Annotated in this window: 42 protein-coding genes; 7 read left to right on the forward strand and 35 right to left on the reverse strand. The window is 62.2% G+C overall.

Features of this window, described 5'->3' with window-relative positions; genetic code table 11:
• Positions 1–17: 17 nt before the first annotated feature.
• The 16 genes from RR51_RS25140 to lysC form a co-directional block, all read right to left on the reverse strand.
• Entirely contained in the window at positions 18–359 is a 342-nt protein-coding gene (locus RR51_RS25140) for a phage tail assembly protein T (RefSeq protein ID WP_065110713.1), read from the reverse strand.
• 26 nt (positions 360–385) lie between these two features.
• Positions 386–877, reverse strand: coding sequence for a hypothetical protein (locus tag RR51_RS25145; protein WP_039615021.1), 492 nt, complete (start codon positions 875–877; stop codon positions 386–388).
• Positions 874–1,341: a phage tail tube protein gene (locus tag RR51_RS25150; RefSeq protein WP_039615022.1), complete on the reverse strand. Its 468-nt coding sequence runs from the start codon at positions 1,339–1,341 to the stop codon at positions 874–876. The genes RR51_RS25145 and RR51_RS25150 overlap by 4 nt, the downstream gene beginning before the upstream one ends.
• Positions 1,342–1,347: 6 nt before the next feature.
• The gene (locus tag RR51_RS25155) at positions 1,348–1,698 is read right to left on the reverse strand and encodes a tail completion protein gp17 (RefSeq protein ID WP_039615023.1); all 351 of its coding nucleotides are present in this window, start codon (positions 1,696–1,698) and stop codon (positions 1,348–1,350) included.
• Between the two features lie 2 nt (positions 1,699–1,700).
• Positions 1,701–2,114: an HK97-gp10 family putative phage morphogenesis protein gene (locus tag RR51_RS25160; RefSeq protein WP_039615024.1), complete on the reverse strand. Its 414-nt coding sequence runs from the start codon at positions 2,112–2,114 to the stop codon at positions 1,701–1,703.
• The gene (locus RR51_RS25165) at positions 2,114–2,428 is read right to left on the reverse strand and encodes a phage head closure protein (protein ID WP_052261108.1); all 315 of its coding nucleotides are present in this window, start codon (positions 2,426–2,428) and stop codon (positions 2,114–2,116) included. Before RR51_RS25165 ends, RR51_RS25160 begins: the two co-directional genes overlap by 1 nt.
• Positions 2,425–2,763, reverse strand: a complete 339-nt coding sequence (locus tag RR51_RS25170; RefSeq protein WP_039615025.1) for a head-tail connector protein — start codon at positions 2,761–2,763, stop codon at positions 2,425–2,427. Before RR51_RS25170 ends, RR51_RS25165 begins: the two co-directional genes overlap by 4 nt.
• A gap of 45 nt (positions 2,764–2,808) precedes the next feature.
• Positions 2,809–4,014, reverse strand: a complete 1,206-nt coding sequence (locus RR51_RS25175; RefSeq protein ID WP_039615026.1) for a phage major capsid protein — start codon at positions 4,012–4,014, stop codon at positions 2,809–2,811.
• Between the two features lie 12 nt (positions 4,015–4,026).
• Positions 4,027–4,668 carry an HK97 family phage prohead protease gene (locus RR51_RS25180; RefSeq protein ID WP_039615027.1) on the reverse strand — a complete coding sequence of 214 codons (642 nt, stop codon included), beginning with the start codon at positions 4,666–4,668 and terminating at the stop codon, positions 4,027–4,029.
• Positions 4,669–4,672: 4 nt separating this feature from the next.
• Positions 4,673–5,866 carry a phage portal protein gene (locus tag RR51_RS25185; protein ID WP_201775112.1) on the reverse strand — a complete coding sequence of 398 codons (1,194 nt, stop codon included), beginning with the start codon at positions 5,864–5,866 and terminating at the stop codon, positions 4,673–4,675.
• Positions 5,866–6,102 carry a hypothetical protein gene (locus RR51_RS25190; RefSeq protein WP_039615029.1) on the reverse strand — a complete coding sequence of 79 codons (237 nt, stop codon included), beginning with the start codon at positions 6,100–6,102 and terminating at the stop codon, positions 5,866–5,868. The genes RR51_RS25185 and RR51_RS25190 overlap by 1 nt, the downstream gene beginning before the upstream one ends.
• 2 nt (positions 6,103–6,104) lie before the next feature.
• Positions 6,105–7,859 (reverse strand): terminase large subunit, encoded by a 1,755-nt coding sequence (locus RR51_RS25195; protein ID WP_039615030.1) that lies wholly within the window; start codon positions 7,857–7,859, stop codon positions 6,105–6,107.
• A 7-nt stretch (positions 7,860–7,866) separates the two neighbouring features.
• Complete coding sequence (locus tag RR51_RS25200) at positions 7,867–8,343, reverse strand: phage terminase small subunit P27 family (protein ID WP_039615031.1); 477 nt, start codon at positions 8,341–8,343, stop codon at positions 7,867–7,869.
• Between the two features lie 144 nt (positions 8,344–8,487).
• On the reverse strand, positions 8,488–8,733 hold the full coding sequence (locus RR51_RS30910; protein WP_152619938.1) for a hypothetical protein: 246 nt from the start codon (positions 8,731–8,733) through the stop codon (positions 8,488–8,490).
• 22 nt (positions 8,734–8,755) lie between these two features.
• A complete protein-coding gene (locus RR51_RS25205; protein ID WP_236693305.1) occupies positions 8,756–9,130 on the reverse strand; it encodes an HNH endonuclease in 375 nt (124 codons plus the stop codon).
• Complete coding sequence (gene lysC, locus RR51_RS32050) at positions 9,114–9,389, reverse strand: Rz1-like lysis system protein LysC (RefSeq protein ID WP_442961544.1); 276 nt, start codon at positions 9,387–9,389, stop codon at positions 9,114–9,116. The genes RR51_RS25205 and lysC overlap by 17 nt, the downstream gene beginning before the upstream one ends.
• Between lysC and RR51_RS32055 the strand changes: the two genes are divergently transcribed.
• A complete protein-coding gene (locus RR51_RS32055; RefSeq protein WP_442961545.1) occupies positions 9,388–9,702 on the forward strand; it encodes a hypothetical protein in 315 nt (104 codons plus the stop codon). The two genes, lysC and RR51_RS32055, sit on opposite strands and share 2 nt — an antisense overlap.
• Here RR51_RS32055 and RR51_RS31100 read toward each other — a convergent pair.
• The 13 genes from RR51_RS31100 to RR51_RS25270 all read right to left on the reverse strand — a co-directional run bounded on the left by RR51_RS31100 (position 9,675) and on the right by RR51_RS25270 (position 15,864).
• Positions 9,675–9,821: a hypothetical protein gene (locus RR51_RS31100; protein WP_161795762.1), complete on the reverse strand. Its 147-nt coding sequence runs from the start codon at positions 9,819–9,821 to the stop codon at positions 9,675–9,677. The two genes, RR51_RS32055 and RR51_RS31100, sit on opposite strands and share 28 nt — an antisense overlap.
• Positions 9,818–10,309, reverse strand: coding sequence for a lysozyme (locus tag RR51_RS25215; RefSeq protein ID WP_039615034.1), 492 nt, complete (start codon positions 10,307–10,309; stop codon positions 9,818–9,820). Before RR51_RS25215 ends, RR51_RS31100 begins: the two co-directional genes overlap by 4 nt.
• A complete protein-coding gene (locus RR51_RS31105; RefSeq protein WP_161795763.1) occupies positions 10,306–10,560 on the reverse strand; it encodes a hypothetical protein in 255 nt (84 codons plus the stop codon). Before RR51_RS31105 ends, RR51_RS25215 begins: the two co-directional genes overlap by 4 nt.
• Before the next feature lie 168 nt (positions 10,561–10,728).
• On the reverse strand, positions 10,729–11,094 hold the full coding sequence (locus RR51_RS25225) for a hypothetical protein (protein WP_052261109.1): 366 nt from the start codon (positions 11,092–11,094) through the stop codon (positions 10,729–10,731).
• Positions 11,091–11,459 carry a hypothetical protein gene (locus RR51_RS25230; protein ID WP_039615036.1) on the reverse strand — a complete coding sequence of 123 codons (369 nt, stop codon included), beginning with the start codon at positions 11,457–11,459 and terminating at the stop codon, positions 11,091–11,093. Before RR51_RS25230 ends, RR51_RS25225 begins: the two co-directional genes overlap by 4 nt.
• The gene (locus RR51_RS25235; RefSeq protein WP_039615037.1) at positions 11,456–11,698 is read right to left on the reverse strand and encodes a hypothetical protein; all 243 of its coding nucleotides are present in this window, start codon (positions 11,696–11,698) and stop codon (positions 11,456–11,458) included. Before RR51_RS25235 ends, RR51_RS25230 begins: the two co-directional genes overlap by 4 nt.
• 29 nt (positions 11,699–11,727) lie before the next feature.
• Complete coding sequence (locus tag RR51_RS25240; RefSeq protein WP_052261110.1) at positions 11,728–13,014, reverse strand: site-specific integrase; 1,287 nt, start codon at positions 13,012–13,014, stop codon at positions 11,728–11,730.
• A 122-nt stretch (positions 13,015–13,136) separates the two neighbouring features.
• Positions 13,137–13,802, reverse strand: coding sequence for a hypothetical protein (locus tag RR51_RS28595; protein ID WP_052261111.1), 666 nt, complete (start codon positions 13,800–13,802; stop codon positions 13,137–13,139).
• A gap of 2 nt (positions 13,803–13,804) precedes the next feature.
• The gene (locus tag RR51_RS25250; RefSeq protein ID WP_039615038.1) at positions 13,805–13,984 is read right to left on the reverse strand and encodes a hypothetical protein; all 180 of its coding nucleotides are present in this window, start codon (positions 13,982–13,984) and stop codon (positions 13,805–13,807) included.
• Positions 13,981–14,406: a hypothetical protein gene (locus RR51_RS25255; RefSeq protein ID WP_039615039.1), complete on the reverse strand. Its 426-nt coding sequence runs from the start codon at positions 14,404–14,406 to the stop codon at positions 13,981–13,983. The genes RR51_RS25250 and RR51_RS25255 overlap by 4 nt, the downstream gene beginning before the upstream one ends.
• Positions 14,406–14,804 (reverse strand): hypothetical protein, encoded by a 399-nt coding sequence (locus RR51_RS25260; protein ID WP_039615040.1) that lies wholly within the window; start codon positions 14,802–14,804, stop codon positions 14,406–14,408. The genes RR51_RS25255 and RR51_RS25260 overlap by 1 nt, the downstream gene beginning before the upstream one ends.
• Before the next feature lie 278 nt (positions 14,805–15,082).
• On the reverse strand, positions 15,083–15,643 hold the full coding sequence (locus RR51_RS25265; RefSeq protein WP_039615041.1) for a hypothetical protein: 561 nt from the start codon (positions 15,641–15,643) through the stop codon (positions 15,083–15,085).
• Positions 15,640–15,864, reverse strand: coding sequence for a hypothetical protein (locus RR51_RS25270; protein WP_152619939.1), 225 nt, complete (start codon positions 15,862–15,864; stop codon positions 15,640–15,642). Before RR51_RS25270 ends, RR51_RS25265 begins: the two co-directional genes overlap by 4 nt.
• A 148-nt stretch (positions 15,865–16,012) precedes the next feature.
• On the opposite strand from RR51_RS25270, the gene RR51_RS25275 reads away from it, so the two are divergent.
• From RR51_RS25275 to RR51_RS25295, 5 genes are all read left to right on the forward strand, one after another.
• Positions 16,013–16,669 (forward strand): XRE family transcriptional regulator, encoded by a 657-nt coding sequence (locus tag RR51_RS25275; protein ID WP_039615043.1) that lies wholly within the window; start codon positions 16,013–16,015, stop codon positions 16,667–16,669.
• A 90-nt stretch (positions 16,670–16,759) separates the two neighbouring features.
• Positions 16,760–17,047, forward strand: a complete 288-nt coding sequence (locus RR51_RS25280; protein WP_039615044.1) for a hypothetical protein — start codon at positions 16,760–16,762, stop codon at positions 17,045–17,047.
• Between the two features lie 26 nt (positions 17,048–17,073).
• On the forward strand, positions 17,074–17,541 hold the full coding sequence (locus tag RR51_RS25285; RefSeq protein WP_039615045.1) for a hypothetical protein: 468 nt from the start codon (positions 17,074–17,076) through the stop codon (positions 17,539–17,541).
• 135 nt (positions 17,542–17,676) lie between these two features.
• Positions 17,677–18,318, forward strand: coding sequence for a ParA family protein (locus RR51_RS25290; RefSeq protein ID WP_039615046.1), 642 nt, complete (start codon positions 17,677–17,679; stop codon positions 18,316–18,318).
• 34 nt (positions 18,319–18,352) lie between these two features.
• Positions 18,353–18,643: a hypothetical protein gene (locus RR51_RS25295; RefSeq protein WP_039615047.1), complete on the forward strand. Its 291-nt coding sequence runs from the start codon at positions 18,353–18,355 to the stop codon at positions 18,641–18,643.
• Positions 18,644–19,725: 1,082 nt separating this feature from the next.
• Here the strand turns inward: RR51_RS25295 and RR51_RS25300 are convergent.
• The 5 genes from RR51_RS25300 to RR51_RS25320 all read right to left on the reverse strand — a co-directional run bounded on the left by RR51_RS25300 (position 19,726) and on the right by RR51_RS25320 (position 21,199).
• On the reverse strand, positions 19,726–19,983 hold the full coding sequence (locus tag RR51_RS25300; protein ID WP_039615048.1) for a hypothetical protein: 258 nt from the start codon (positions 19,981–19,983) through the stop codon (positions 19,726–19,728).
• Complete coding sequence (locus RR51_RS25305; RefSeq protein WP_039615049.1) at positions 19,980–20,237, reverse strand: hypothetical protein; 258 nt, start codon at positions 20,235–20,237, stop codon at positions 19,980–19,982. Before RR51_RS25305 ends, RR51_RS25300 begins: the two co-directional genes overlap by 4 nt.
• Positions 20,230–20,547: a hypothetical protein gene (locus tag RR51_RS25310; RefSeq protein ID WP_152619940.1), complete on the reverse strand. Its 318-nt coding sequence runs from the start codon at positions 20,545–20,547 to the stop codon at positions 20,230–20,232. The genes RR51_RS25305 and RR51_RS25310 overlap by 8 nt, the downstream gene beginning before the upstream one ends.
• Positions 20,540–20,833, reverse strand: coding sequence for a hypothetical protein (locus RR51_RS25315; protein WP_039615051.1), 294 nt, complete (start codon positions 20,831–20,833; stop codon positions 20,540–20,542). Before RR51_RS25315 ends, RR51_RS25310 begins: the two co-directional genes overlap by 8 nt.
• Before the next feature lie 165 nt (positions 20,834–20,998).
• Positions 20,999–21,199 (reverse strand): hypothetical protein, encoded by a 201-nt coding sequence (locus tag RR51_RS25320; RefSeq protein ID WP_039615052.1) that lies wholly within the window; start codon positions 21,197–21,199, stop codon positions 20,999–21,001.
• 388 nt (positions 21,200–21,587) lie between these two features.
• On the opposite strand from RR51_RS25320, the gene RR51_RS25325 reads away from it, so the two are divergent.
• Positions 21,588–21,986 carry a type II toxin-antitoxin system RelE/ParE family toxin gene (locus RR51_RS25325; protein WP_039615053.1) on the forward strand — a complete coding sequence of 133 codons (399 nt, stop codon included), beginning with the start codon at positions 21,588–21,590 and terminating at the stop codon, positions 21,984–21,986.
• Positions 21,987–22,009: 23 nt separating this feature from the next.
• Here the strand turns inward: RR51_RS25325 and RR51_RS25330 are convergent, their stop codons facing one another.
• Positions 22,010–22,321: a helix-turn-helix domain-containing protein gene (locus RR51_RS25330; protein ID WP_039615054.1), complete on the reverse strand. Its 312-nt coding sequence runs from the start codon at positions 22,319–22,321 to the stop codon at positions 22,010–22,012.
• Positions 22,322–22,409 lie beyond the last annotated feature (88 nt).

Raw genomic sequence — 22,409 nt, forward strand, 5'->3', positions numbered from 1 at the left:
CTCAAAAAAAGGCCCGCTCAAGGCGGGCTGTCGTTACTGTCACGTGGGCTGTCTTGCTCGTTACTGCGGTCAATCGCAGCGCGGCCCTGCAGGTAGGCAAAGAAGGTGTCTGCCGGCGATTCTTCCGGCTCGTCGTCTTCCTGCTCCGGGCGCTGGCTCCACGGCGGCAGCATGTCCACGGCGCTCACTTTCATCCCCGCCGCCTGCAGCGGCGCAGCCGCCATCATCGCGGCCAGCACATCGCCACGGGCGTCACTCAAGGGGGACTGCTGATCGAAGGCGCGCCAGAGGAAATATTCCTCAGCTGGCATGTCATCCAGCTCGCTCAGGGTGCGCCCCAAGCGCAGGGCAAGCGCCATCTTGAACGCCAGGCCAGACTCCGCCGTCAGGCGTTTCCCGCGTCGGCTACCGGGTCGCTGGGCTGCTCATCGGTGCCGACCTTGACGCCGCTCAGGGCGAAGATGCGGGCGACCAGCGCGTCATGCACATGGGTGAAGTTCTGCGCGACTTCGGCAATGTCCTGGGCGCGCTGGGCGCTGCCGGCCGGGGCGAACACCGGCGACCGCTTGGCATCGCGCAGGGTGGTCACCAGCAGGTAAGCAAACAGCGCCCGGGTGCCGTAGGGCTTCCACGACTCGTCCAGCGGATCGGCCGGCGGCAGTTCTTCGCCCTCTTCCAGCGGCACCGGCGACAGCGCCTGGGCCATGCGGCTGTATTCCGACCACTCGCTCAGGGTCAGGCCGCGCAGGTAGACCGACTGGCCCCACTCAGGCACCGCCACCAGCTCGCTGCGCAGGTTGCGTTCCAGGCTCACCGCCGAAGCGCGAACCGCGTCAGCCAGGGTGTGGCGGCGAAACAGCCAGTTCAGACACTTCATGCACCACCCCCGGCCGGGGCCGCATCCCACTTCACTTTGCCGGATACGCGCACCGAGAACGTGGCGGCCAGCGTGCCGCCGGCGGCGGCCTTGTAGGTGTACTGCTTGACGAAGCCAATGAAACGGCCGGTACTGCCGTCGCGGTGCGTGATGCGCCAGGCGCGGTTTTTCTTGTCGTCTTCGGCCTTCATCATCTCTTCATGGGACTCGGCACCCTGCGCCCAGTTACCCGCGAACGAGACGGTCGCGCCGTCCGACAGACCACCCTCGTATTCCTTGGCCTCACTGGCAAAGGTGGTGGTTTCGTTCTCGTCGGCCTGGCCGCCTTGCAGGTCGATATCCTTGATGGTCGCGCCGAGTTCGACATACACCAGGTCGACGGCCGCCGGGTCAACGGCCTCCACCTTGGTCATGCCCAGTTTCAGCTCCAGGGCCGTTTGGCTTTTCGATTTTTTACCAGCCATAAGGTGTTACTCCAGGGGGGTAAGGGTGAATTCCCAGCCGATCCCGTACAGGCCGGCTTCGTGGTCGTCAGGGACGCGCTGAGCGCCGGCACAGCCGAAGCCCTCGGCGCCACTGCGGGTGGCTTCCTGCAGCAGCGCCTGAGCGGTCTCCAGGGCCTGTACGTGGTCGTCCGACCAGCACATAACCTGCACATTGGCGTCACCGCCGCCGTCAGGTCCGGACAAGGTGAAGCTCAGGGGCTGACTGACGATGGTGTAAACGAGGTAAGGCTTTTCGGCGCCTTCCGGGGCAACACCCGGGAACAGGCGCCCGTCCACCAGCGGCGCAAGCCGGGTGTAAAGGTGGGTTTCGATCATGCTCAATTGAGTCCTGTGATGGCCTTGTCGATGCCTTCGGCCAGCTTGCTGATAACCGCGCCCTCGATCTGCGACAGCGAGCTATCCCAGGTCGGCCGGATGTACGGCCGCGCAGCCATGTTTACAGTGCCCAACTCCAAGAATCGCCAGTAATGCGGGGCGTCCTTGTCGCTGCGCGGCGCTGACACCCGCACGCCGGCCACCACCTCGCCGGGCGTTTCCGAACGTCTGGCCACACTGGCCACGGTGCTGCGCTTAAGTCGCCCCGTGCGGAACGGCGCCGAGGCGCGCACCTTGTCCCGGGCCACTCGCGCACCGGCCGCGACGGCCTGCCGGCTGACCTTGTTCTGCAGGCCCTTTTCCAGGCGCAGGAAATCGTCGGCCAGGTCATCCAGGCCAGTGAAGTCAATGTGCATCAGGTCTTCGCCGTGGTGGTCATGAGGGTGGTGTAACCACGGCGTGGCCGGTCCGGTAGTGGTGCCACTACGTCGTAGGCCTGACCGTCGTTACGCGTAACGCGCAACCCGGCCCGCAGGTGCGGGGCACTGCGCATGATGAACTGCATGGTGATTTCCGAGCGCTCCGCGTCGGCCGCCAGGTACTGCCGGCCGCTGACCGCGACGGCCTCGGCCCACGGCGTGGCGAACTGCACCCAGGCCTTTTTGGGCTGGCCGGTGGGGCCTTTGACTTCCTCCGACCGAGACAGCCTGACCCGCTCATTGAGGCTCATAAGCTGTACCAGCGGTAAGGGTCAGTGAGGAAGCGATACCCCAGGGGAATCTCGCTGGTGATGTTGCCGATGTTGACCGCCGTGGGGTTGTCGAACCAATGCGCCACCATCATCAGGATGGCCAGCTGAATATCCTCGCCAGCCTGCAGCGCATTGGCCGGCGCATCGTCCGGCAGGGGTTCATCAGGCGGATACAGCACGCGCTTGGTACCAGCCTCCACAGCGCGCACGGCGGCCCGTGCGTACAGCGAAAGCTGGTTGTCCAGGGAGCTATCCTCGGGCTCAAGGCGTGCCTGGATACGCAACTGCTCGGGCGTCCAAAACACTTTGCTCATGCACAAAAAAACCCGCTTGCGCGGGCCGCCTCCCAGGGGTTGGTATCAGGCCGCCGCTTGCTGCAGCATCTTCACGGCCTCATGGTTCTCCAGCAGGCTGCCCACGCGCTTGGTGGTGTAGAAGCCCACATACGGCTTGTTGGTGTAGGGATCGCGCAGCACGCGGGTGCCGATGCGGTCGATAATGGTGTACGCCCGCTTGAAGTTGCCGAACGCCAGGGCCTGCGCGGCAGCCGCGATGTCAGGCATTTCCTCGTTCTCGGCAATGCCGTAGCCCAGCAGGATCGACGGCGCGCCCTCTTCCAGGCCAGGGCGCCACAGGTAGTTGCCCTCGGCATCCTTGAGCAGGCGGCAGGCCATGACCGACAGGCCGTTCATCATCCACTTGGCACCGGAACGGTACGGCTTGCGCAGGGTGTAAATCAGCTTGATCAGATCGTCAGCGCTCAGGCCGGTGCCGCCGGCCAGCAGGTGCTGCAGCTTACCGAAGGTACGCTCGGCATCGCTCTTGGCCTCGGTGCCGTGGGCAAACAAGCCTTTGGGTTTCTTGACGCCATCACCGTAGCTGAAGCCGGCTTCTTCCTGCTCGGAGAACGACACGTTAACCCCCGAGGCCAGCCAGGTCTCGGGATTGAAAAACGCGTCGTCGAGCATGCCCTGGGTGGCCTGCGGGTTGGCGTACAGCTCGCCCCAGGTCGGCGCGATCGGCTGCAGCTTGGGGGTACCCGTCGCTGGGCGCGCGTCAGTTTCACCCACCCAGCCGGAGGTGGTGCCGCCGAGGTCGACCAACTTGCGGTAACCGGTACCGCCCTGGCTAATCACGTTGCACTCTTGACGCATCACCACGGCGTCATGGGCCAGCTCGGCCAGTTGGCGGTCCAGGTCCTCCGGTACCGCGTAGCCACCATCCTCGTCGGTGGCGGTGTTCAGCGCCTTGCGCTCCAGTTCGCGCAGGTCATCCTCGCGCCCCTTGCGGATGAAGGCGCCGAATGCACTCTTGTGCTCGGCCACATCCTTGGAATCGCCACCGCCACCGCCAGGGCGGTTCTGCTTGGCCAGGATGGCCTCCAGCTGGCCCTTGAGGCCGTCCAACTCGGACAGCGTGCCGTTGATCTTATCAACGGACTCGGCCAGCTTGCTCTTTTCCTGGGCGATGCCGTCCAGGCGCTGGTCGTTTTTCTGTTTGAACTCTTCGAACTTGGCGCCCAGTTCCTGGGCAACCTGAGCGATATCTTGATTATCAACGGGCATGGCGAATCCTTGTTATTTCAGGGTTTGAATGAGGTGCTGCATGGATTTCAGCGCCACGGCGTTGCGCTGTTCGGTGGGTTGCTGCAGGGCGCTGTAACCCGACGCCAGGAAGCTCTTGGCCTGCGCCGGGGTGAGGCCGACAGAGCACAGGGCGTGCTCCAGCTGTTGCTCAGTGGGGGTCTGCCCCTTAGCCAGCATCGACTTGACGTCAGTCACCGACGCCGCCTCGTTCATGGCGAAGGTCACCACCGACACCTCCCACAAGGTGATTTTCTTGAGCAGGTAGGCGCCTTTGACGCTGTCCCACTCCCAGTCATCCAGCGTGTAACCGATGGATAGGCCGGTCACGCTGCCCGCTTTCATGTGGGCATACGCCCGGCGGGCCAGCGGGTCATCATCAATCAGCAATTTGCCTTTGACGAACAGGCCGGTTTCGTCCTCCTTCATGTCGAGGTGCGGGCCAATCGGCTCATGGGTTTTGTGCTGCCACAGCACCGGCGGCAGCTTGTTTTTGGCTTTCCACTCCGCCAGTGATGCGGCAAATGCTCCCGGCATGACGATATCGGAGCCGTAGTCCTTGACCCCGAACACGGAGCCGTACCCCTCGAACTCGCCGGCTTCTGACAGCTGCTTGAGTTCAAAGGGAACATGCATTTTCTTAAGCACTGTTGTTGCCCTCTGGCTTGGTGGTCATGTTCATCGGCGTCAGGTAGATATCGCCGCCAGGGCGGGGGTTTTCGTCTTCCTTGGCCAGGCAATCGTTGGGCGACCACATGCCCCAGTTGATGCCTTGGGCGTAGGCTTCCAGGCGGGACTTGAGGTCGCCGCGCAGCAGCGCTGCCGTGTTGAACTTGGCGAAATGGGTTTCGCGTTCCTTGTCGGTCAACAGGCCGACTTTCACCCGCCCTTCAATGCGGGTGAGGATCGGCACCAGGGCGTTGTTGAGGAAATCCGCACCTTGGTGCTCGATGTTGGAAAAGGTCGCTTTCTCCAGGTCGCCCACCATGTGCGGCGGGATGCGGAACAGGCCGCAGATTTCCGAACGCTGGTATTTGCGGGTTTCAAGGAACTGGCTGTCTTCCAGGTTGAGGCTGACCGGTTTCCAGCTCAGGCCCATTTCCAGGACCATGGGTTTGTGCGCGTTGGTGAGGCCGCCATGCTCATCGTTGAACTGGCTTTTCAGCCGGGCAAACGCCTCGTCGGTCAAGGCCTTGTCGGTACTCAGCACCCCACTGGTGACCGCGCCGTTTTCGAACAACTGCGCGCCATGGGCTTCGGTCGACAACCCCAGGGCGATCGCCTGGCGGGCATAGGCCACGGGGTTCAAACCGGTGTAGCCGTCCAGGGTGAACAGGCGCACATGCCATATTTTGTCCTGCCCTAGCGTCTCGATGCGCCCGTCACGCCAGGTAACGTCATAGACCAGCTCCCACTCGCTGGTCAGGCGCGGCCTGACAGAGCCGGGGTCCATCGGCAGCAGCTCCTGCAGATTGCCCAGGACGGACACCTTGTAGGCGTAGAAGTTGCCGCGCAGGTTGAGGCACACCACCAGCAGCTCCCAAAACTCCTGGGCGGTCATGTAGCCGTTCGGGGCCACCTGCAGAATCTGCCCAAGTTTGTTACCCGTAACGGCCTCGCGCATCTTGCCGTTCTGCTTGTACAGCTTGCAGGGCAGCATGCCGACCGACTCGGCCAGCACACGCACGCAACTGAACACGGTGGACAGCTGCATCGCGCGCCGTGGCGTGATGCGCTGGCCAGCGAACTGACCGCCATAGGCCTCCATGTAGGCGCTGATCTTCTCGGGCGTATCCAGCGGACCGCCGCTCTTGCGGCGCAGGTTATGGAACATCAGCCATCACCCCGCAGCGCCGCCAGGAACGACACGACCATCAGCAGGCCGCCCACCACCATCAGGGCCACGGGGCCGCCGTACTGCAGGCGCACCCCCTGGCCCAGCATGGCCAGGCCGGCCCAGCCCACGGCATCGCCCAACAGGGGCGCGGCCGCTTGTACCAGCTTCCCGGCGCCGAGGCGCATGCGAGCGCGGCAGGCCGCCAGGGCCTCCCGTAGTTTGTTTAAGGTCATGGTTACAGGGTCCGTATACCGTGGGTTTCGAGGTGCTCGGAAAGGGTGTCCTCTTGCGGCGCGTCGGCCAGCAGAGCCCGCGACATGGCCATCAGGATGGCAACCATGCCGTCAATCTTCCGCATGTTGGTTTTGCCTTCGTCAGCCTTCATCGGCACCAGACAGCCCTTGTGCTCGCGGGTGACGATGTTGCCCGCCATCCACGTCAACACCGGGTCGCCGTCGTGACGGAAACGCCCGGTGAGCAGGGCCGCTTCGACCTCGCGCATGGGCATGTTCATGATGTGATAGCCGCCGCCGAACTCCACGGCGTTGGCCCCGTCGCGCAGCAGCTGGTGGGCCAGCTGGGTGGCGCGCCACTTGTCGTAGACCAGCTCCTTAACGTCGAACAACTCAGCCAGGTCGTGGATGTCCTCGCGCACCACATCAAAGTCAGTCTCTTCGCCGTCCGTGGTCAGCAGCGCGCCGTCATGCACCCAGCCCTCGTAGGCTTTCTGGTTGTGCGACGCACGCTCTACCGCACCCTCGGGCAGGTAGGAGCGGCAGAACACCGTCCAGCGGTCTTTGAGCTTGCCACTACCCTCTGGCGATTCCACCTTGTCGCGGAACACCAGGGCCACGGCGGTAATGTCCGACTTGCTGGCCAGGTCGACACCCATGTAACAGGGCTTGCCGTAGAAGTCCTCGATCCGCAGCGAGGTGTCGCCGCAGGCCGCCCAATCCGACATGTTCAGCCAGGCATGCGCCGCCGACACCCAGATGTTGAGGTGCTTGGTTTTGAATGCGTTCTGCCGTGACGGGTAACGCCTTGCGTTGGCCTGTGCCCGCAGCAGGTATTCCTCGCTGACCGACACCCCGAAATTCGGGTTGGCCTTGCGCAGCGCCGCCGGGCTCTCCCAGTCGTCCTCATCATCGATCGTGAAGATGATGCCGAACTGTTCTTCGTTGTGCTGGTCGCCAATGCCGGCGGCCGCTTTCAGCATGTCGCAGACTTGGCTGCGATGGATGTAGCACGGCCCGGCCAGGTTGAAGCCCGCCGTGGTGATGGCGAACATCAACGGCTGATCACGGGCGCCCATGCCGGTCAGCATGGTTTCGTACAGCGCCGGCGTGGGGTGTTCGTGGTACTCATCCACCACCGCGCAGCTGGGCGAACTGCCGTCGCCAGGGTCGCCAATCACCGGCTCAAAGCGGCTTTCGTCCCGAGGAATCGACAGGTTGCGCGCCATGATCTCGGCGCCGATCGCCTTGGCCAGTTTCGGCGTGCGGGTCAGCATCTGCTTGGCCGGCCGGAACACCTCCATGGCCTGCTTTTCGGTGGTCGCGCCGCAGTACACCTCGGCGCCGAACTCGCTGTCCATGCACCACATGTACAGGGCAATGACCGCCGCCAGGACGCTCTTGCCGTTCTTGCGCGGCACCTCGCAATACACTTCGCGAAACCGCCGCAGGCCGGTCTTCTTGCTCTTCCAGCCGAAGATGCTGCAGAGGATGAACTTCTGCCACGGCTCCAGCGTAATCAACTCAGCCTTGGCCGCCCACTTGCCTTTGGCGTGCGGCATCAGCTGGGCGAACACGCACACATGCTCGGCCGCGTCCTTGTCGAACCGCCATTTGCCGGTGCGCTTCTTCGACTTCTCCAGGTCATCCAAGTGGCGCTTGCAGGCGAAGCGCACCCACTTGCATGCCTCGATCCGGCCCGCCACCACATCACGGGCGTATTTGTTCGCCGCGTTGACGTTCGGATAGCCGGCCATCAGTTACCTACCCCCTTTTCCCTCCCTGCAGCAGCGTGAGGAATTCGTTTTCTTCTTCGCCCTCGCCGCCTGGCTTGAGTCGCGCACGGGCGGCCGGGTCCAGACCGAGGGCCGCGCCGAAGGTGCTGATGCGGCGCGCCGACTCGTTGGCCACGGTGCAGGCGGGATTCTTGATTTCCTGCTTGGCGCCCATCACCACGATGCCGTTACGGGTAACGTCATCCTCGGCTTCCCGCCACCGCTGGTAGGCCATGGCGAACAACTCCAGGTTGTGCAGGTCGGTGTCGGTGAGGATGCGGGCCTGCACCAACCAGGGCGCGACCTGCCGCCAGATGCTCGCAGCGATCGCACCGAGCCAGGCCGGCGGGTCAGGCACCTGGGCCAGCGCGTCAGGTGACGGCGCGTTCTTGTCCAGCTTTCGCTTGCCGGGGTTGCCCTGGATCACCTTTAAGGCGGTGGGCTTGGGGGGTCGGCCTCTGGCCATAGCGGGCACCTCCTACCCAGTTACAAAACTTTTAATTTCGCGGGCGCACGAAAACGACTGGGCGCACGGTGTTTAAGCGCGAAAGGCCTAGAGATTTGACCCACCCCTCCCCTTTCGCGTCTCGTTCACCGAATTTCGCCGCCGTCAATCGTTTTTTCGAACATTTTTTCGAATCAGCGGAGAAAGGTGCTTGAAAGGCAGCGGCCAAGGCGCACCGGCAAAGGAATACGTTTCAATTGCCCGATTTAATTCGCAAAGAGCGCGTTTATACCCAAGACAGCGCCCATTTCGAGCCGCCTTTGCTCGAAACGCCAAAGCCCTGTCGAACTGGTAATCACCCAGGCTGAGCAGCCTTGCATCAGTACCAATCGACACGGCGTAACGACGCATCCGCAAGGCCTTAGCCTTGTGCTCACTGAACAGACCGCGCTCGCTGCGCCTCGGCTTGGGTTTTGCGCTTGTGACAATCGGGGTGGATGGCGTAGAGGTTGCCGGGGTCATCGGTGCCGCCCTCAAATTTCGGTATGCGGTGGTCAACCTCGCCGGCCGGCAGGACGCGGCCGAGGCGGTTGCACTCAGCACAGCGGCAGCGGTAGCCGTCGCGCTTGAGGATGGTGCGGGCCAGCTTGCGCCAGGTGCTGTCATAGCCACGCTGTTCAGCAGTGCCGCGCCCTGGAGCATTCCAACCACTGGCCAGCTGCTCATGCTGAGTGCAGTAGCCGTGCCGCTCACTGGTCAGGCCTGGGCACATTGGCGCTCGGCAGCCACGCTTAGCGGCCGGCGGCACGGGAAGCCTCCTGCACCTTGATGCAAGTGGTGACCTGCGTGGCGCACTTGAGTAACGCGTCTTCGGCGGTACCGAGGGCCGCATCCCAGTCTTCATTGGTCCGGATCGGCTCGCGCTCGGGGAGTAGGCACGGCGTTAGCGGGCATTGCGCCGCCGGTTTGTCGGTAGGTGCCGGGCTCGGTGGAAGCGCTGCGTTGCCAGCGCATCCCGACAGCAACAGGGACAGTGCCGCGCAGATAGTCAGCGATGGTCTGGTCATGGCGTTTCAGTTCCTGCAGTTCGTTGGCCAGGCCGGCGGTACCGGCGCCGATCGATTGGAAGGCCGCCAGGCTGTTGGCATTGAGGTCGGTGACCTGCTGCTGCAGCTGCTTGAAGCCATTGAGCGCTTCGGCCTGGCTGGCGATGGTCGTCCGGCTCACCTCAGCAGCCTGTTTCAGCTGCTCGATGGTTGCCGTCTGGGCGTTGTTCTCGATGCGCTGAAAGTGCATGTAGCCAACAGCGGCCAACGCCAGAACGCCCAGCACAAGCTGGGAAGTGGGCACATTCATAGGGGAATCACCTCAAGGACATAGCCGGCCGCGAACATCGCAACCAGGCCAGGGATAACGGTTTCGGGCGGCTCGCCCTCCATGTCGAGGACGGTGGAGGTGCGCCCATCAGCGAAGCGGAATCGATACTGGCGAATCTTCATGGCGCACCGACCATGCACAGCTCCCGGCGCACCTGCTGCCGGGTGACAATTCCGCCGCACTTGGACGCCGCCAGGCGGCAGTCCTTACCATCGACGAACACCCACCGCAGGAACTCGTCAGGCGCACCGAAGCGGTCGCCGGCATTGAAGCGGCTCAGCAACGTGGCTTTGCCGTACCTCGTTTCGCCGTACTGAACGACAAAATCGACATGGGCGACCCGGCAGAGCCAACCCACATCCACCTTTAGCTTTCGATCCACTGCCTTGATGGCCTGCTGTAGATCGTCCTGCAGCCACGCTACGCATTGCGAGCGGGTGGCGACATCGCCGCGCTTAACGCCGGCAGTGTGGCCATAGCAGATGGTCCACACGCCGGCTTGATCTTGGTAGGCGGTGAGGCTGCAGCCCTCGAAGAACATCACCAGGGCCAGCAGTACCGGCATGAAACCGGCCGCCAAGGGCAGCACCAGGCCACGTGGAAGCTTCATCCGTCCACCTCCGGCCTTTTGCCGAACCACTTGGTTTTGATGTGCCAGGCAAACAGCGAAAGGCCGTACAGCAGCATCACCCATTGGGTCACGCTGGTGACTGGCACACCGAACAGGGTGGCCCCGGCATACGTCGCTGGCGGCACCAGCAACGCCCTCTCTACCGTCTCAGCCTTCACCCGGCGGCATGCGACAAGCGTCACAACCAGCAGGCCAGCCATTGCGAGCTTCGCCCGTCTGATTCGATCCATCGCACACACTCCAGATAGCAAAAAGCCCCGGCAGCAGGGCTACCAGGGCTTCGTGTTCGTTCGATTGTCAGGGCCGTGAACGCAAACACGCCACGATAGGGAAAAAGGTACAAAAAAGTGCCAACCTAAATCCATCGACCCAACGCGTTTGCGTTTTAGCGTTACCCGTCACAGCACCCGTGTGGGAATGAGTAGCTTCCAGCTGGCCGGGGTGTGCAGACAAGCCAGCTCACCCTTGAACGCCCCTTTGCAGCCCTCGGGAAGGGTCTTGCCGCACTGCCGACACGGGTACTGCTGGGCATCGGCAATCTGCCCCTTGAGCCTGGCTGCATCCTCCCGCACCAGGGCGTTCATGTACTCGGTGACGGTGTAAGGCTCGCCCAGCCCTGCCCGGGTGGCCATTGAGGCCTGCAGCTCTGCAAACGTGGCCTCGGTGGTTTCAAAGGTCAGCTCTTTGACCTTGTTCTCCCTGAGCTTGGCCCGGCGCTTCTGCTGACGCTTGGTGGCCGGCTTAACCTTGGCGTTACCCGTCACGCTAGCGGCTCCGGCAGAGGCCTAGCCTGTAGCGTGCCGGCGACCATGTTGCAGTCTGTGAACATTCGTCCAATCACCGGCTTGCCGTCGACGTACATTCCCTCAACCCGCTCCGTATAGATGCCTGGGGCATGTACCTCTACGAAATACCAATCCCCAGTCCAATCCTGTAGGCGGTGGGTAGCCCACTTGGGCGCCTTGTTCCACGGGTCGGCGTACTCGGTTGCAGCCACCACCTTAATGATCTGGCGGCGAATCTCGCCGGCCAGCGCCTGCCGGTACTGGCTAAAGGTCTGGAAGCAAAGGGCATGGCTTTCGTCCTTTACCAGCTCCAGCAGATCACGCAGCGCTTTTGTTTGGTTCATGGCTTGAGCCTCCCGGTGATGCGCTCCCGCCATGACAGGCGCTGACGCTCGGGAGAATGCTGAGGTTCAGACCGAGCCAGAACATTCAACACAAACAACAGCCGGGCCCGGTGATTTTTACCCTCTGGCAAAATTCCCTTTAACTCGCCATGGAGAGTGAACGCCATGCTGCAGATATCGTCAGCGTTCGCATCGGGGTCAAACGGCATGCGAGGCAGTTTAATGATGTCTCTTTTCATGTCCTAACATTCTCCTTAGTAATGGATGCTCAAAACGTGGCCGGGGCCGCGTGGTTATTGGCTTCGGCCGTGACGCTCAAAACCGGCTGTCTCGGTGCTGTCTCGGGCGCAAAAAAAGGGAGGCCCCGCGCTTGCAGCCACAAATGCCAGCGCTCCAGGGCGTCACGTTTCAGGGCTTGGGCATGGGTGTGGATATAGGCGGTGTCGAGGTCGGACAGGGCGTGATTCAGCAGCAGCTCGCCAATCAGGTAATCAACGCCCAAGTCCGCCCACATGCTGCGAGCGATCTTGCGCAGGTCATGCGCCGTCCACTCCCCATCAAACACCGCCACTCTGTCTTGGGCTTGACGCTCGGTCAGCGGCGCGCCATCGCCACGCGGGAACAGGTAGACGCCGCGATAACCGGACCGGTACTGCCGCTCGCGGTAAGCCCTGAGCAGGCACAGCACCAGGCGCGTCAGTGGCAGGCGCAGTTCGCTGCGGGTCTTGGTGTGCTCGGCCGGAATGAACCACTCACCGCCCTCCACCAAATCGAAATCGGACCACTTGGCCAGGGTGGTTTCGCGGATACGGGAGCCATGACAGAGCATCAGCAGCACCAACATGGCCGCTTGCGCCTGCCGCTCCCATCGCTCGGCCGCCTGCTGGGCGATATCCGCAACCTGTTGCGGTCGTAGCGCGCAGGCCTTGGGCCGCACCCGCACCTCAGTGAAGTCGCTGAACACTACGTCGGCCAGTGGGTTGATGGTCAGCTTCTTGAGCTTCTTAGCACGCTTACAAAGCAGCTTGAGCAGAGCAAAGGCTTGCTTGGTATAGGCCAGCGAACGCACCGCCTGCATGGGCCAGATCAGCCGCTCATCAATGGTCTCGCCGGTCATTTCCACCAAGCGCAGCGAGCCCAGGCGCGGCAGCAGCTGGCAGGCGATCAGCGAACGGATGTTGTTACGGCGACTCTTGGACAGGCCTCGGTCAGCCTCGGCACGATCATTGAACCAGCGCAGCAGGTCGCCGGCCCGGTCCCACCCGGCCACGCCAATCACGCTGGACGGATCGGCCGTCAGCTCAGCCAGCTTGACCGGCAGCAGCTCGATGGCGGCCTTCGCGGGGATATCGGGCCAATTGGCCATTTTCTTGGAAGGGCTTTTGCCGCCGATGTGGCGCACGATGTGCCAGGAACCACGGGAACGGTCAGCACCGAAGCGAAAGTGCAGTGCAGGATAACGGGCATCACGCACATCGCGAACGGTGGAGGCAGACGCCAAGCGTTTAAGCTCGGTGTCAGTGAATTTGATGTGAAGGGTATTGCAGTCGGTCATGTCGGCTACCAGGTAGGTGGCCGGACCGCTCAGGGCGTCAGGCCACGCTCAGGACGTAGCCACCCCCTACCCATGAAAATGCCGGGCATGCTGCGAGTATGGGGGTGGCAGAGTGATGCATATCAGGCGGCGCTGGCTTCCTCAGCGCGGTCGAGGCGTTCGATTTCGGCCAGGATCAACGCCGCCGCCTTCACCAGGCAGGCGCGCGGGCTGGTTGGCTTGAACGTACCGGGCGCCAATGGCCAGGAGAACACAACGCGATGCAGTGGCAAGCTGGAGGCCGGCAGGGCGTAGCAGATGGCCGCCCCCACCAGCTCGCGATTGACATAGGTGTCGTCGCGCTCCGGCGCCAAGTCTTCATCAACCACCTGGCGCAGACGCTCGCTGAATACATCACTGGCCGCACGCACCAGGCCCGGCCACGGCCTTGGCGAATCATCCGCACCAAATACGCTCTGCAGGGCTGCGCCCTCATCGGCCGTTACGGTAACGGCTCGGGTAATGGTCGCAGCCTCAACCAGCTCTGGCGAAACGACGCCCCCTTGCAAGGTGAGAGCGCCCGTCTGCAGGTCCATGGCTACGCCTGGGGTGCTCGATGCAACAGGGGTTTCAGGCGCCTGGCTGGATGCCGGCGGCTCTGTAACGGTCTTCGGCACCGCATCGGTCAGCGACTTCGCGGCCCCCTCGATCGGCTGGGTAGTGGCGGCCGGCGCCGGGGTGCCTTGCTCAGTTGCCGCCGCAGCGGCTGCAGCCTCTTTGGCGGCCTTGCTGGTGGGTTTCGCTGCCATGGTCATTCGCTCCGTGGTGGAATGGGGTCAAGGTCGGTGAGGATCATGGCGCGGTACAGGCGCGCCCTTTCGGCGAGCTGGTAATGCTCGGCGGTCTTCTCGGGGCTTGGCCCCGGTGCGTCGTAGTGGTCCGCCAGGGCCACAATGAAGGCCTTCATCTGGCCAGTTTGCTCGGGGGTCATGGCTTGTTTCTCAGCTGGGTCTGAATTTCTTCGCGGGCCTCGGCAAGGCGTCGCTTGTAGGTGCGCAGGCTCACCCCCATGGCCAGGGCGCGCTTGAGCTGGTCAGTGCCGCGCGGGTCATAGCCTTTGATCTGCCGGCGTGCGCAGACACCCCACCAGCCGGCTGAATACTCCATGCGCAAAATATCGGCGCGGTCAGGCGACTTGGCGGCCATGGCCAACACCGCGGCCTCAATGCGGGATTCGATTTCGTCACGGGGCGAACTGGCCCCGCCGCTGCCGCCGAACAGGATTTGCCCCTTGCCCTCGATCAGCTTGGCCAGCATGGTGCTGCCGCCGCCCAGCAGGCCCGAGTCGCCATGGCACCACACGGCCCACGCCTGCAGTAAGGACTCGATATCCGCAGCGCGACGGCCGTACATCAGTGTGCGGCCGCGATCGACAGCAGGTGTTCGGAGAATTGCTCCAGACTGTCACGGAAGTGCCGGCAACCGCCCTGCATGTGCGTGACCAAGGGATCGCCCTTGCGGATCGGCACTGCCATCGACGGCGCGCCCATCACATGCCACATCACCCCGCCATGCCGGCGGATTTCTTCGGCCTCTTGCTCGGTGTTGACGTTGGTGAGGATCAGACCGCCCAAGGCGCGATTGCGGTTAGCCTCATGTAGGAAGGCAGTCAGGTCGCGGACGCGGGCACCGGTATAAGTCGACTCCGAACCCTGCCAGGCCTGCAGACGGGCACCACCGGAGCGCACCAGGCGCTGGGCGATTTCGTTACGGTCACAAGGCTTACCGCCGGCCAGACCAATGATAATCATGTGTACTACTCCCTTTAGAACGGCAGGCCGGTGATTCCGGGCAAGCTGGGCCAGCAATGCGGACCGCTACAGCGGCCGCCGCCTCGGCGGTGGTTGTATGGATAGGCGTCACAGCGGCAGGTCTTGGCGCGCCAGGGTCGTGCCTGGGCCCACTTGTCCAGCCGGCCAGTTCGGCCGCAGGCGGGGCACAGGGTCAGTCCTGGACGCCCTTTGAAGCGCTTGCCGCAAGCCTTTGAGGTGCAGCGGCAGTGTTGCAATGAGTAACGACGGCGCATCGGTCAGCCGCGCGCTTTCGCCAGGCGAGCCGAGCGCACCGCGTGGACATGCTTGTGGAGGCCGGCCGGGCTCAGTTGATCCTTGGCGGCAACAGCCTGGGTCACCGCGTCGTGCATTTCCGTTACGGTCACGTTGGAGGCGATCCAGCGGCGGTACAGCGCTACGGCGTGCGGGTCATCCACCAGCGGGCGTGGCATGTTCAACTCGGTCTGCAGCCAAAATGCCCACTGCGCCGTATCGGTCGGCAGCGCCGGTGCCGGCTCGGGCAGGAAGCGCTCTGGCTGCTTGAACTGGATTTCAACCGTGACGCCAGTCACGACGGAGGCCAACTCGACATCGCACAGACACTGCAAGAAGGCCTCCAGCTCGCCCTCATGGGCCTGCATCAGGTCCATCAAGCTCTCGCGCTGCAGGCGCAGGCGGCCGGCATAGGGGTCGCTGTGCGCGGCCAGTTGCTCGAGCAGCTTGGTCAGGCGGGCATAGCCGGCCAGCCCGAAGGTGCGCTCAATCTGCAGCACCGCCGGGTCACTGGACAGGCCGGCAGGGAGGCGTGCCCAGCTCATTCATCACCCCCCTTGTAGCCGTGCAGGCGCTTGGCAATCGGCCCATAGATGCCGTTGAAGTCCACGCGCGCCTCAGAGGCCTCAATGATCTTGATGGCCGCCTGCAGCTTCGGCGGGCGCTCGGCGTAGAACCAGCTGCGCACGGCCGAATGCTTCTCGCCCAGCTTTTCAGCGGCAGCGGCGACACCGCCTTGCTCCATTACCCAGTCGTTGAATTTCACAGTTAGTGACCTGTAAATCACAGATAGTGGAAATATTGGCTGCTGTTAAAGAGACGCGCAAGAAAAACTTAAAAATTTCCACTATTAGTGTATCCGCAGGGGATTTAACGCTAAAATGCGGGGATTCTGAACGGAGAAGTACCTAGCAATGACCGACCTGACCAGGTTAATCGGACAGCGCTTGCGCAAGTGCAGGGAAGACCGGGGGTGGACCTTGGAAGAGGCGGTGCGCGAACTGAAAGCCACGCCCGAGGGTAGCCCGGTAGGCACAACCGGCATGAACATGTGGGAGCTGGGCGAGCGCTCGCCCCGCCTGGAGGCCTTCACCGCGCTGGCCAGAATCTACAACCGCCCGGCCAGTTACCTGGCTGGCCTCGACTCGGATGATCACGCCAAGGACTATGTGTATCCCATGGCCTCCCCGAGCGCGCCGGGCCTGCTGCTCGACAGCTCGTTGGCGGATGATTGCCTGGCCGTGCGCGAACCCTTTTTGGCCGAACTAGGTGTCGCGCCGGGTGACTTGATGGTCATTCGCATGCCCGACGACAGCATGCACCTGACAGCCAGCAAGGGCGACCCGCTATTGCTCGACATGAGCCGCCGCGATGTGGCTGACGAACGCGACATGTTCGCCCTGCTGGTTAATGGCCGGGTATGGGTGCGCTGGATACGGCCCGAAATAGACGACACCTATTCGATCGCTTCGGACGACCAGGGCAAGTATCCCGACCAGAAGGTCAGCGCGGACGATTTGCAGAAATACCAGATCATCGGCCGTGTGGTGCTGACCACAAAACGGCGATAATTGCATTCAAGCCCCTCACAGAAGGGGCTTAAATCTGCCTTACTTTTCCACTAAAAGTGGAAAACATACACCACGGATATAGGTTCACGTATGACCCAGTTGTCGCTGTCCCAACCCCACGCCGCGCCTAGCCTGCTGACCCCCTCGGGCAATGGCATTGTGCCGGTTTTCTGCGAGAAGAACCGTGCCATTGTCGCCACCTTCTTGCATCACCAGGGCGCCGTCCTGGCGATGATCCAGGCTTATGCCAGACAGGCCGCCGATGGCGGTGGCGACCTTGAACAGACCTTGCAGCGCATTGACTTGGTGGCCACGAAAGCCTGCCAGGACTCTGACCAGATGGCCTTGGCGGTCGGTAGCCTCACAGTCCAGCCGTAACCCCTCGCGATCAAGGAAGAAGCGCCATGCACCACCTGAACACTGATGATGTGATAGCCGTCCCTGGGCAAAACCTCACCCCGCTGCAGCGCGACATTCTGGCCGCAATGGCCAACGGCAATAACCAGGCCGCCATCCTCCAGGCTACCCAGCTCGATGCTGCCAGCCTGCGCCTGGCCGAATTGGAAATCCGCGACAAGCTCGGCGCCAAGACCCCCGGCCACATGGTCGCCCGGGGGTTCGTCTTGGGCGTTTTGCTGCCACGCGCCCTGTGCATGGTCCTGGCCACCTGCTGCGCCCTGGCCGACGACCACAGCAGCAACCGCAACCGCAATCAGACCCGTTCCCGCGTGCCGGAAACCCTGACGCGCCTGACCCGCGCCGCCAGCAGCAACGGCCGCAACGGCCGCACCACTGCCCCCGCTTACCACCACATCAGTGCTCTCGTTGCCTCCAGCAGCGCCGGCGCCGGCCAGTTCGTGCAAGCTGCATGACTTGGCCGGGCGCCATTAATCGTTAATTCGTTAATTCTTTATTTATTTAATTTCTTGATGCCCTCGCCAGGCCGACCTATACTCGCCGCGTTAACGAAATAAAGAATTAACGACTTAACGAATAGGGAGGCGGTAATGGGCAAGCGTATCGGCGTTTTCTCGCAAAAGGGCGGCGTGGGTAAAACCACCATCTGCGAAGCCATTGGCGTGACCTACACCCTGGGCGGCTGGGATGTGCTTCTGGCCGACATGGACATTGACCAGTCCAGCAGCTACGAATGGGTGCTCGATCGCCTGCAAAATGACAAGCTGACCCCCATCAATGTCCAGGCCTTCGGCACCGCCGCCAGTGCGATCAAGGCTTCGGAAAAGTACGACCTGACCATTTTTGACGGCCGCCCCCTGGCCTCGTCCATGACCGTTGACCTGGCCAAAGCGTGCGATCTGATCATCTTGCCGACCGGCATGGCCAAGGCCGACATGCGCCCCACCGTGCGCCTGGCTAATACGATGGTGGACAAGCATGGCATTGACCCAGCGCGCATTGCCTTGGTGCTGAACCATGTGGGTAGCAGCGACCGCGAATTGGTCGAATGCCGGGCCTACCTGCTCGAAACTGAATACACCCTGTTGCCTACCCTGTATGAGCAACCCTGCTACCGCCGTGCTCAGGATGCCGGCCTGTCGATCGTCGAGACCCATTTTGCCGGGCCTCGCGATCAAGCCGATAAGATGGTGGCCGAAGTTGACAGTCTGCTGACTAAGCTGACTAAATAACGAATTGAAGAATTAACGAATTTTGGAGCCTGCCATGGTCGCCGTCGTCAAAAAACCTATCCCTGCAGGCAAGGGCGCACCGCCCAAGCGCGGCGAGCTGTCCCCCGTCCTGGGCAACGCCACTGAAAAGGACGATCCGCATAAGCGCGTTCCGCTGAACTTCAAGCCCGAAGCACGTTTCAAGGATGCACTGGACGATTTCGCCCACGAACACAAAACCTCGTCCACCCGCATCATGATCACGGCGGTGCTGGAATACATGGAACGCCACGGCAAGAGCGTGGACGACCTCAAAGACCTGATTGAACCCAGGTCCAGGAAGTGACCCCCAAGCCCCGCCGCAGCGGGGCTTTTTAATGGGCGAAAAAAACCCCGCCGAGTGGCGGGGCCTACTGCGATAGTGCTGGTAAAGCTTAGCTATCGAAGTGGTCGCGCAACCAGAGCCAGGCCCGGTAAACGTTCGCCATCTTGGCCAACAAATCGGCCAGGTTGACGGTATCGACCACACGCTTGCGTAGTTTCATAGAACCCCCATAAAAGGAGGTCCTGGCCCGCTGCGCCTACCGGGCTGCGCAACGGTTTCACTGATAAGCCCCGAAAGGGTGTTGACGCTATCAGCGAGCCAGGATGTTCATCGGCCCTCTCGATTCCCGGCGCGTTGTCCAGACGCGGTTGAGAGGCCCCCAGGCAGCAAGCCGCCTGTCGTGTTATTTCATACCACTGAAACGCTGACTAAAAAAAGTCTTTTTACGCGCATGTGAAGTTTATTTTTCCAAATGACGAACGTGGCTTGACTCCACCCGGCCCTACCAATAGACGGCACGCAACCGGCTGAAACCCCGGGACATTCGCCATCAATCCCCGCAATTCGCATTAACCGCCGTGACGTTCGCAATGCCCTCATGAAGCGCCGTGAACGCCGCTGACCCTTTTTGCTCATTGCGCCCGGCTATTGCGCAACAGTTTCACTGTATTTAGTATCGGACTTGTTGACGCTATCAGCGAACCGCGACCCGAAACGTCCATTTCGGATTGCACAAAGAAACCGCCCGTCCAGGCGGTTTTTTTGTGCCTGCGATTCGGTCCCGAGATTACCACGCGCCCGGGCGTGTACCAGCCACACTTGATATGACCCTGGTCAGCCAGCCGCCGGCCATCATTTTACCAGTCCGACAGCTAGACGGCGTTCACGCCGGCGTACTTGTTCGGCACGTTGCTCCCGGCGCTGATTCGTCAAGCCGCTTTACAGCCCACCGACACCGCCAGCATACCGCGCCTTTCAGGTAGCCATACTGCCCACGGGCAATGCCGGCGAAGGCCAGCAGCGAGGTGCTGGGCCGAGTATACCAACCCGACACCCAGTCCTCTCTCCTATACATCTCTAAAAGAACTTTTCCTGTCACAACCTCAGCGCTCCAGTTCGACGCGCAGCCCCTCTAGCCCGGCCTCTTCGGCAAACTTGACCAGGGTATCCAGCTTGGCCCAAGTCTTCACCGCCTCGCGCTTGGAACGAATGGGGATCAGCCGCGCCGTGGGACCGCCGACGCGGATACTCAGGGTCCACTGGCTGCGGTCTTCCTCCCAGCGCCCGGCCACCGCGTCGCGCACCTGGCGGGTGCCGGCCAGCACGCGCAGGGTGTTCACATCCACCGCCTGGCCGATCATTGCTCGCACTCCAGCTCCAGCAGGCGCGCCGTGGCGGCGTCCTCGATCAGCAGGTACAGGCGCTCGATGTGCTGGGCGGCGATGCCCTGGGTAAGCGTTTCCAGGGCTTCGACCAGGCTTTCGGCGCGGGCCTGGGCGATCAGGCAATTGACCGCGCTGCCGGCGGCCTCGACTTCGGCCAAGCGCTTGCGGAATACCCCGTGGTAGGCCGGCGGCAGCACCAGCCCGGGCACCAGTTCGTTGCCGTTACGCATAACGCTCCCCCTGGTCGCCTTGCGCGCCGGCGGCAATCTCGAAGTAGTCGCCGCTCTCGGCAATCGCCTGCACCGGCCCGGCCAGCACGGTGCCATCGGGCAGTGCCAGGGTCGCCCGGGTGATGGCCGGCCCCAACAGCAGGGCCACGCCCAAGGTGCGATCGACCAGCACCGACACCGGCGCGCCGGCGGCGTGGCGGCTGACTACCACGCTCACGCCCGGGCGTTCGGCGCTGCGGCTGAGCCCGGGCGCGGCGCCGTAGGTCAGGGTCAGGTCGGCCAGGCCGCGATAGGACAGGGGCTCAGACACGGCGGCGCAGTCCATTGACGAAGGCGCGCAAGGCCTCGGTCTCGGCCTGGCCAATCTCGCCGCGCAGATGGGCGGCGAAGATGTAGCCCAGGGCAATGCCGGTCTCCTGCTCCCGCGAAGCGAGCGTGCCATGCGCCAGGTCATGCAGCTGGCTGACCAACGCCATACGCGGAACCCCGGGTAGCAACTCCAGCAGCGGATGCAGCTCGGTCGGCAGGCCGTCCAGCTGGCTGGCATACAGGGCCTCACGGCGGGCGTGCTGGGCGCTCACAGCTTCATAGGTCATCGGTACAACTCCTTTTGCGTAGAGGGGTGGGGTGCGTCGAAATCACTTTAGCGGTTTTGGTCGCCCATTTCCGTCATTTTGGGAGACGCGGGCAAAACAAAGGCCCCCGGCTCTTGCGAACTGGGGGCCTCGATTTAACGGAAAATCCGTTATGGACACTGCATCCTATGGCTGCAGACGCTTGGGCGGCAGCACCCCGATGGCGTTGCCTTGCCGTGGTTTGCCCAGTACGTAAGCCACATGCGCCTGGCCTTGATTGTTGCTATGAGGTACGACGGCCAGCAGAAACCACCCCTCCTGCAGCAACTCGTTTGCCCGGCCATACCCCGCCACCTGCATCACTTCACCGGCATCGCTCATTTGCATCGGTCTTGCTCCTTGCATTGGTTGGATGATGGCCCAGTGTAATCACTTCCCCGGGGCGCTGTCGTTACGCTAACGCCCACCTTTCACACGCCCGCAACAGGTCGCAGGGCTCGTCGCTAACCTTGCGCTGCACTCAAATGCCCGAGCAACTAACTCAACTAATGAAGTTGACAAGTGGATAATTCTTAAGCAGGTCAAACTATTTTCGACAGGCGCCGCAGAATTAAGTTGCAAAAGTTACACGTTTTTGTAACTATGAGCCTAGGTACGTGCCTTCACGTATCTAGCTAATCGCCTGGTGCACTTCATCGGGCCATTAATTAATCAGCCTAAGAGGCATGAGTAATGAAAATCTTAACGCGATTCCTAACCCAATATGAGGTGCCTAATGGCCAAGAAGCAAAACGCTACACCCGACACCGCCGCTAAAACCCCGCTGCAAGTAGAGTTCCACCCCCAGCGCGCTAAGAAAGAGCTGGAAAAGGTCCCCGAACGCCACCGCGAACGGTTCATCAACAGCTTGTACCTGCTGATGAACCACCTCGAACCAACGTGCGATGTGAAGCACCTGGGCGAGTCACTGGGGCACGGCACGTACGAGCTGATCATCAACGGCAGCCCGGCGTGGCGCGTGATCTACACCACAACGGTAACAGGCAAGATCGTGGTGCTGCACGCGACCGAGAAGACCACCAACGGAAGCGATCGGCAAATCGCAACCGTTGTGAAAGAACGCTTGAAGAGCTTGCGCCAGGCGGACGCAAAAGCGAAGAAGCAACAGAAGTAAGGTGACTTTTCAGGCGATGGCTGTTACAGCATCGCCTTTTTTAGGGTCATGCGCAAAGGCTGCTCGGGCTGATCCGGTACAAAGTCCGTCTCCAGCTTATACCCAACGCGCACGAGCATTTCTAGCAGTGCGTCGATTGAGAATTTCTCCAAGTAACCCTTGAACAGGTTGCTCATGCGTGGCGCGCTAACGTGCAGCTCCTTGGCCGCGTCAGCTTGTGACCACCCCTTTTGCCGGATCAATGTGATTAACGACATGAACAACTGAGTTTTCAGGTGTTTCATGTTGTATTCAACTGGATCGGTTGTGAATAGCTCGAATAGGTTCTGATTCATCACTTGACGTCCTCCTGTGTACGCGGAGGTTACGAACGTGAAAAGACGAGGGAAGCGGCATGCTTCACCAACGATGAAAACCGATGAT

It is taken from the genome of Pseudomonas sp. C5pp (genome assembly GCF_000814065.1).
GTDB lineage: Bacteria > Pseudomonadota > Gammaproteobacteria > Pseudomonadales > Pseudomonadaceae > Aquipseudomonas > Aquipseudomonas asiatica.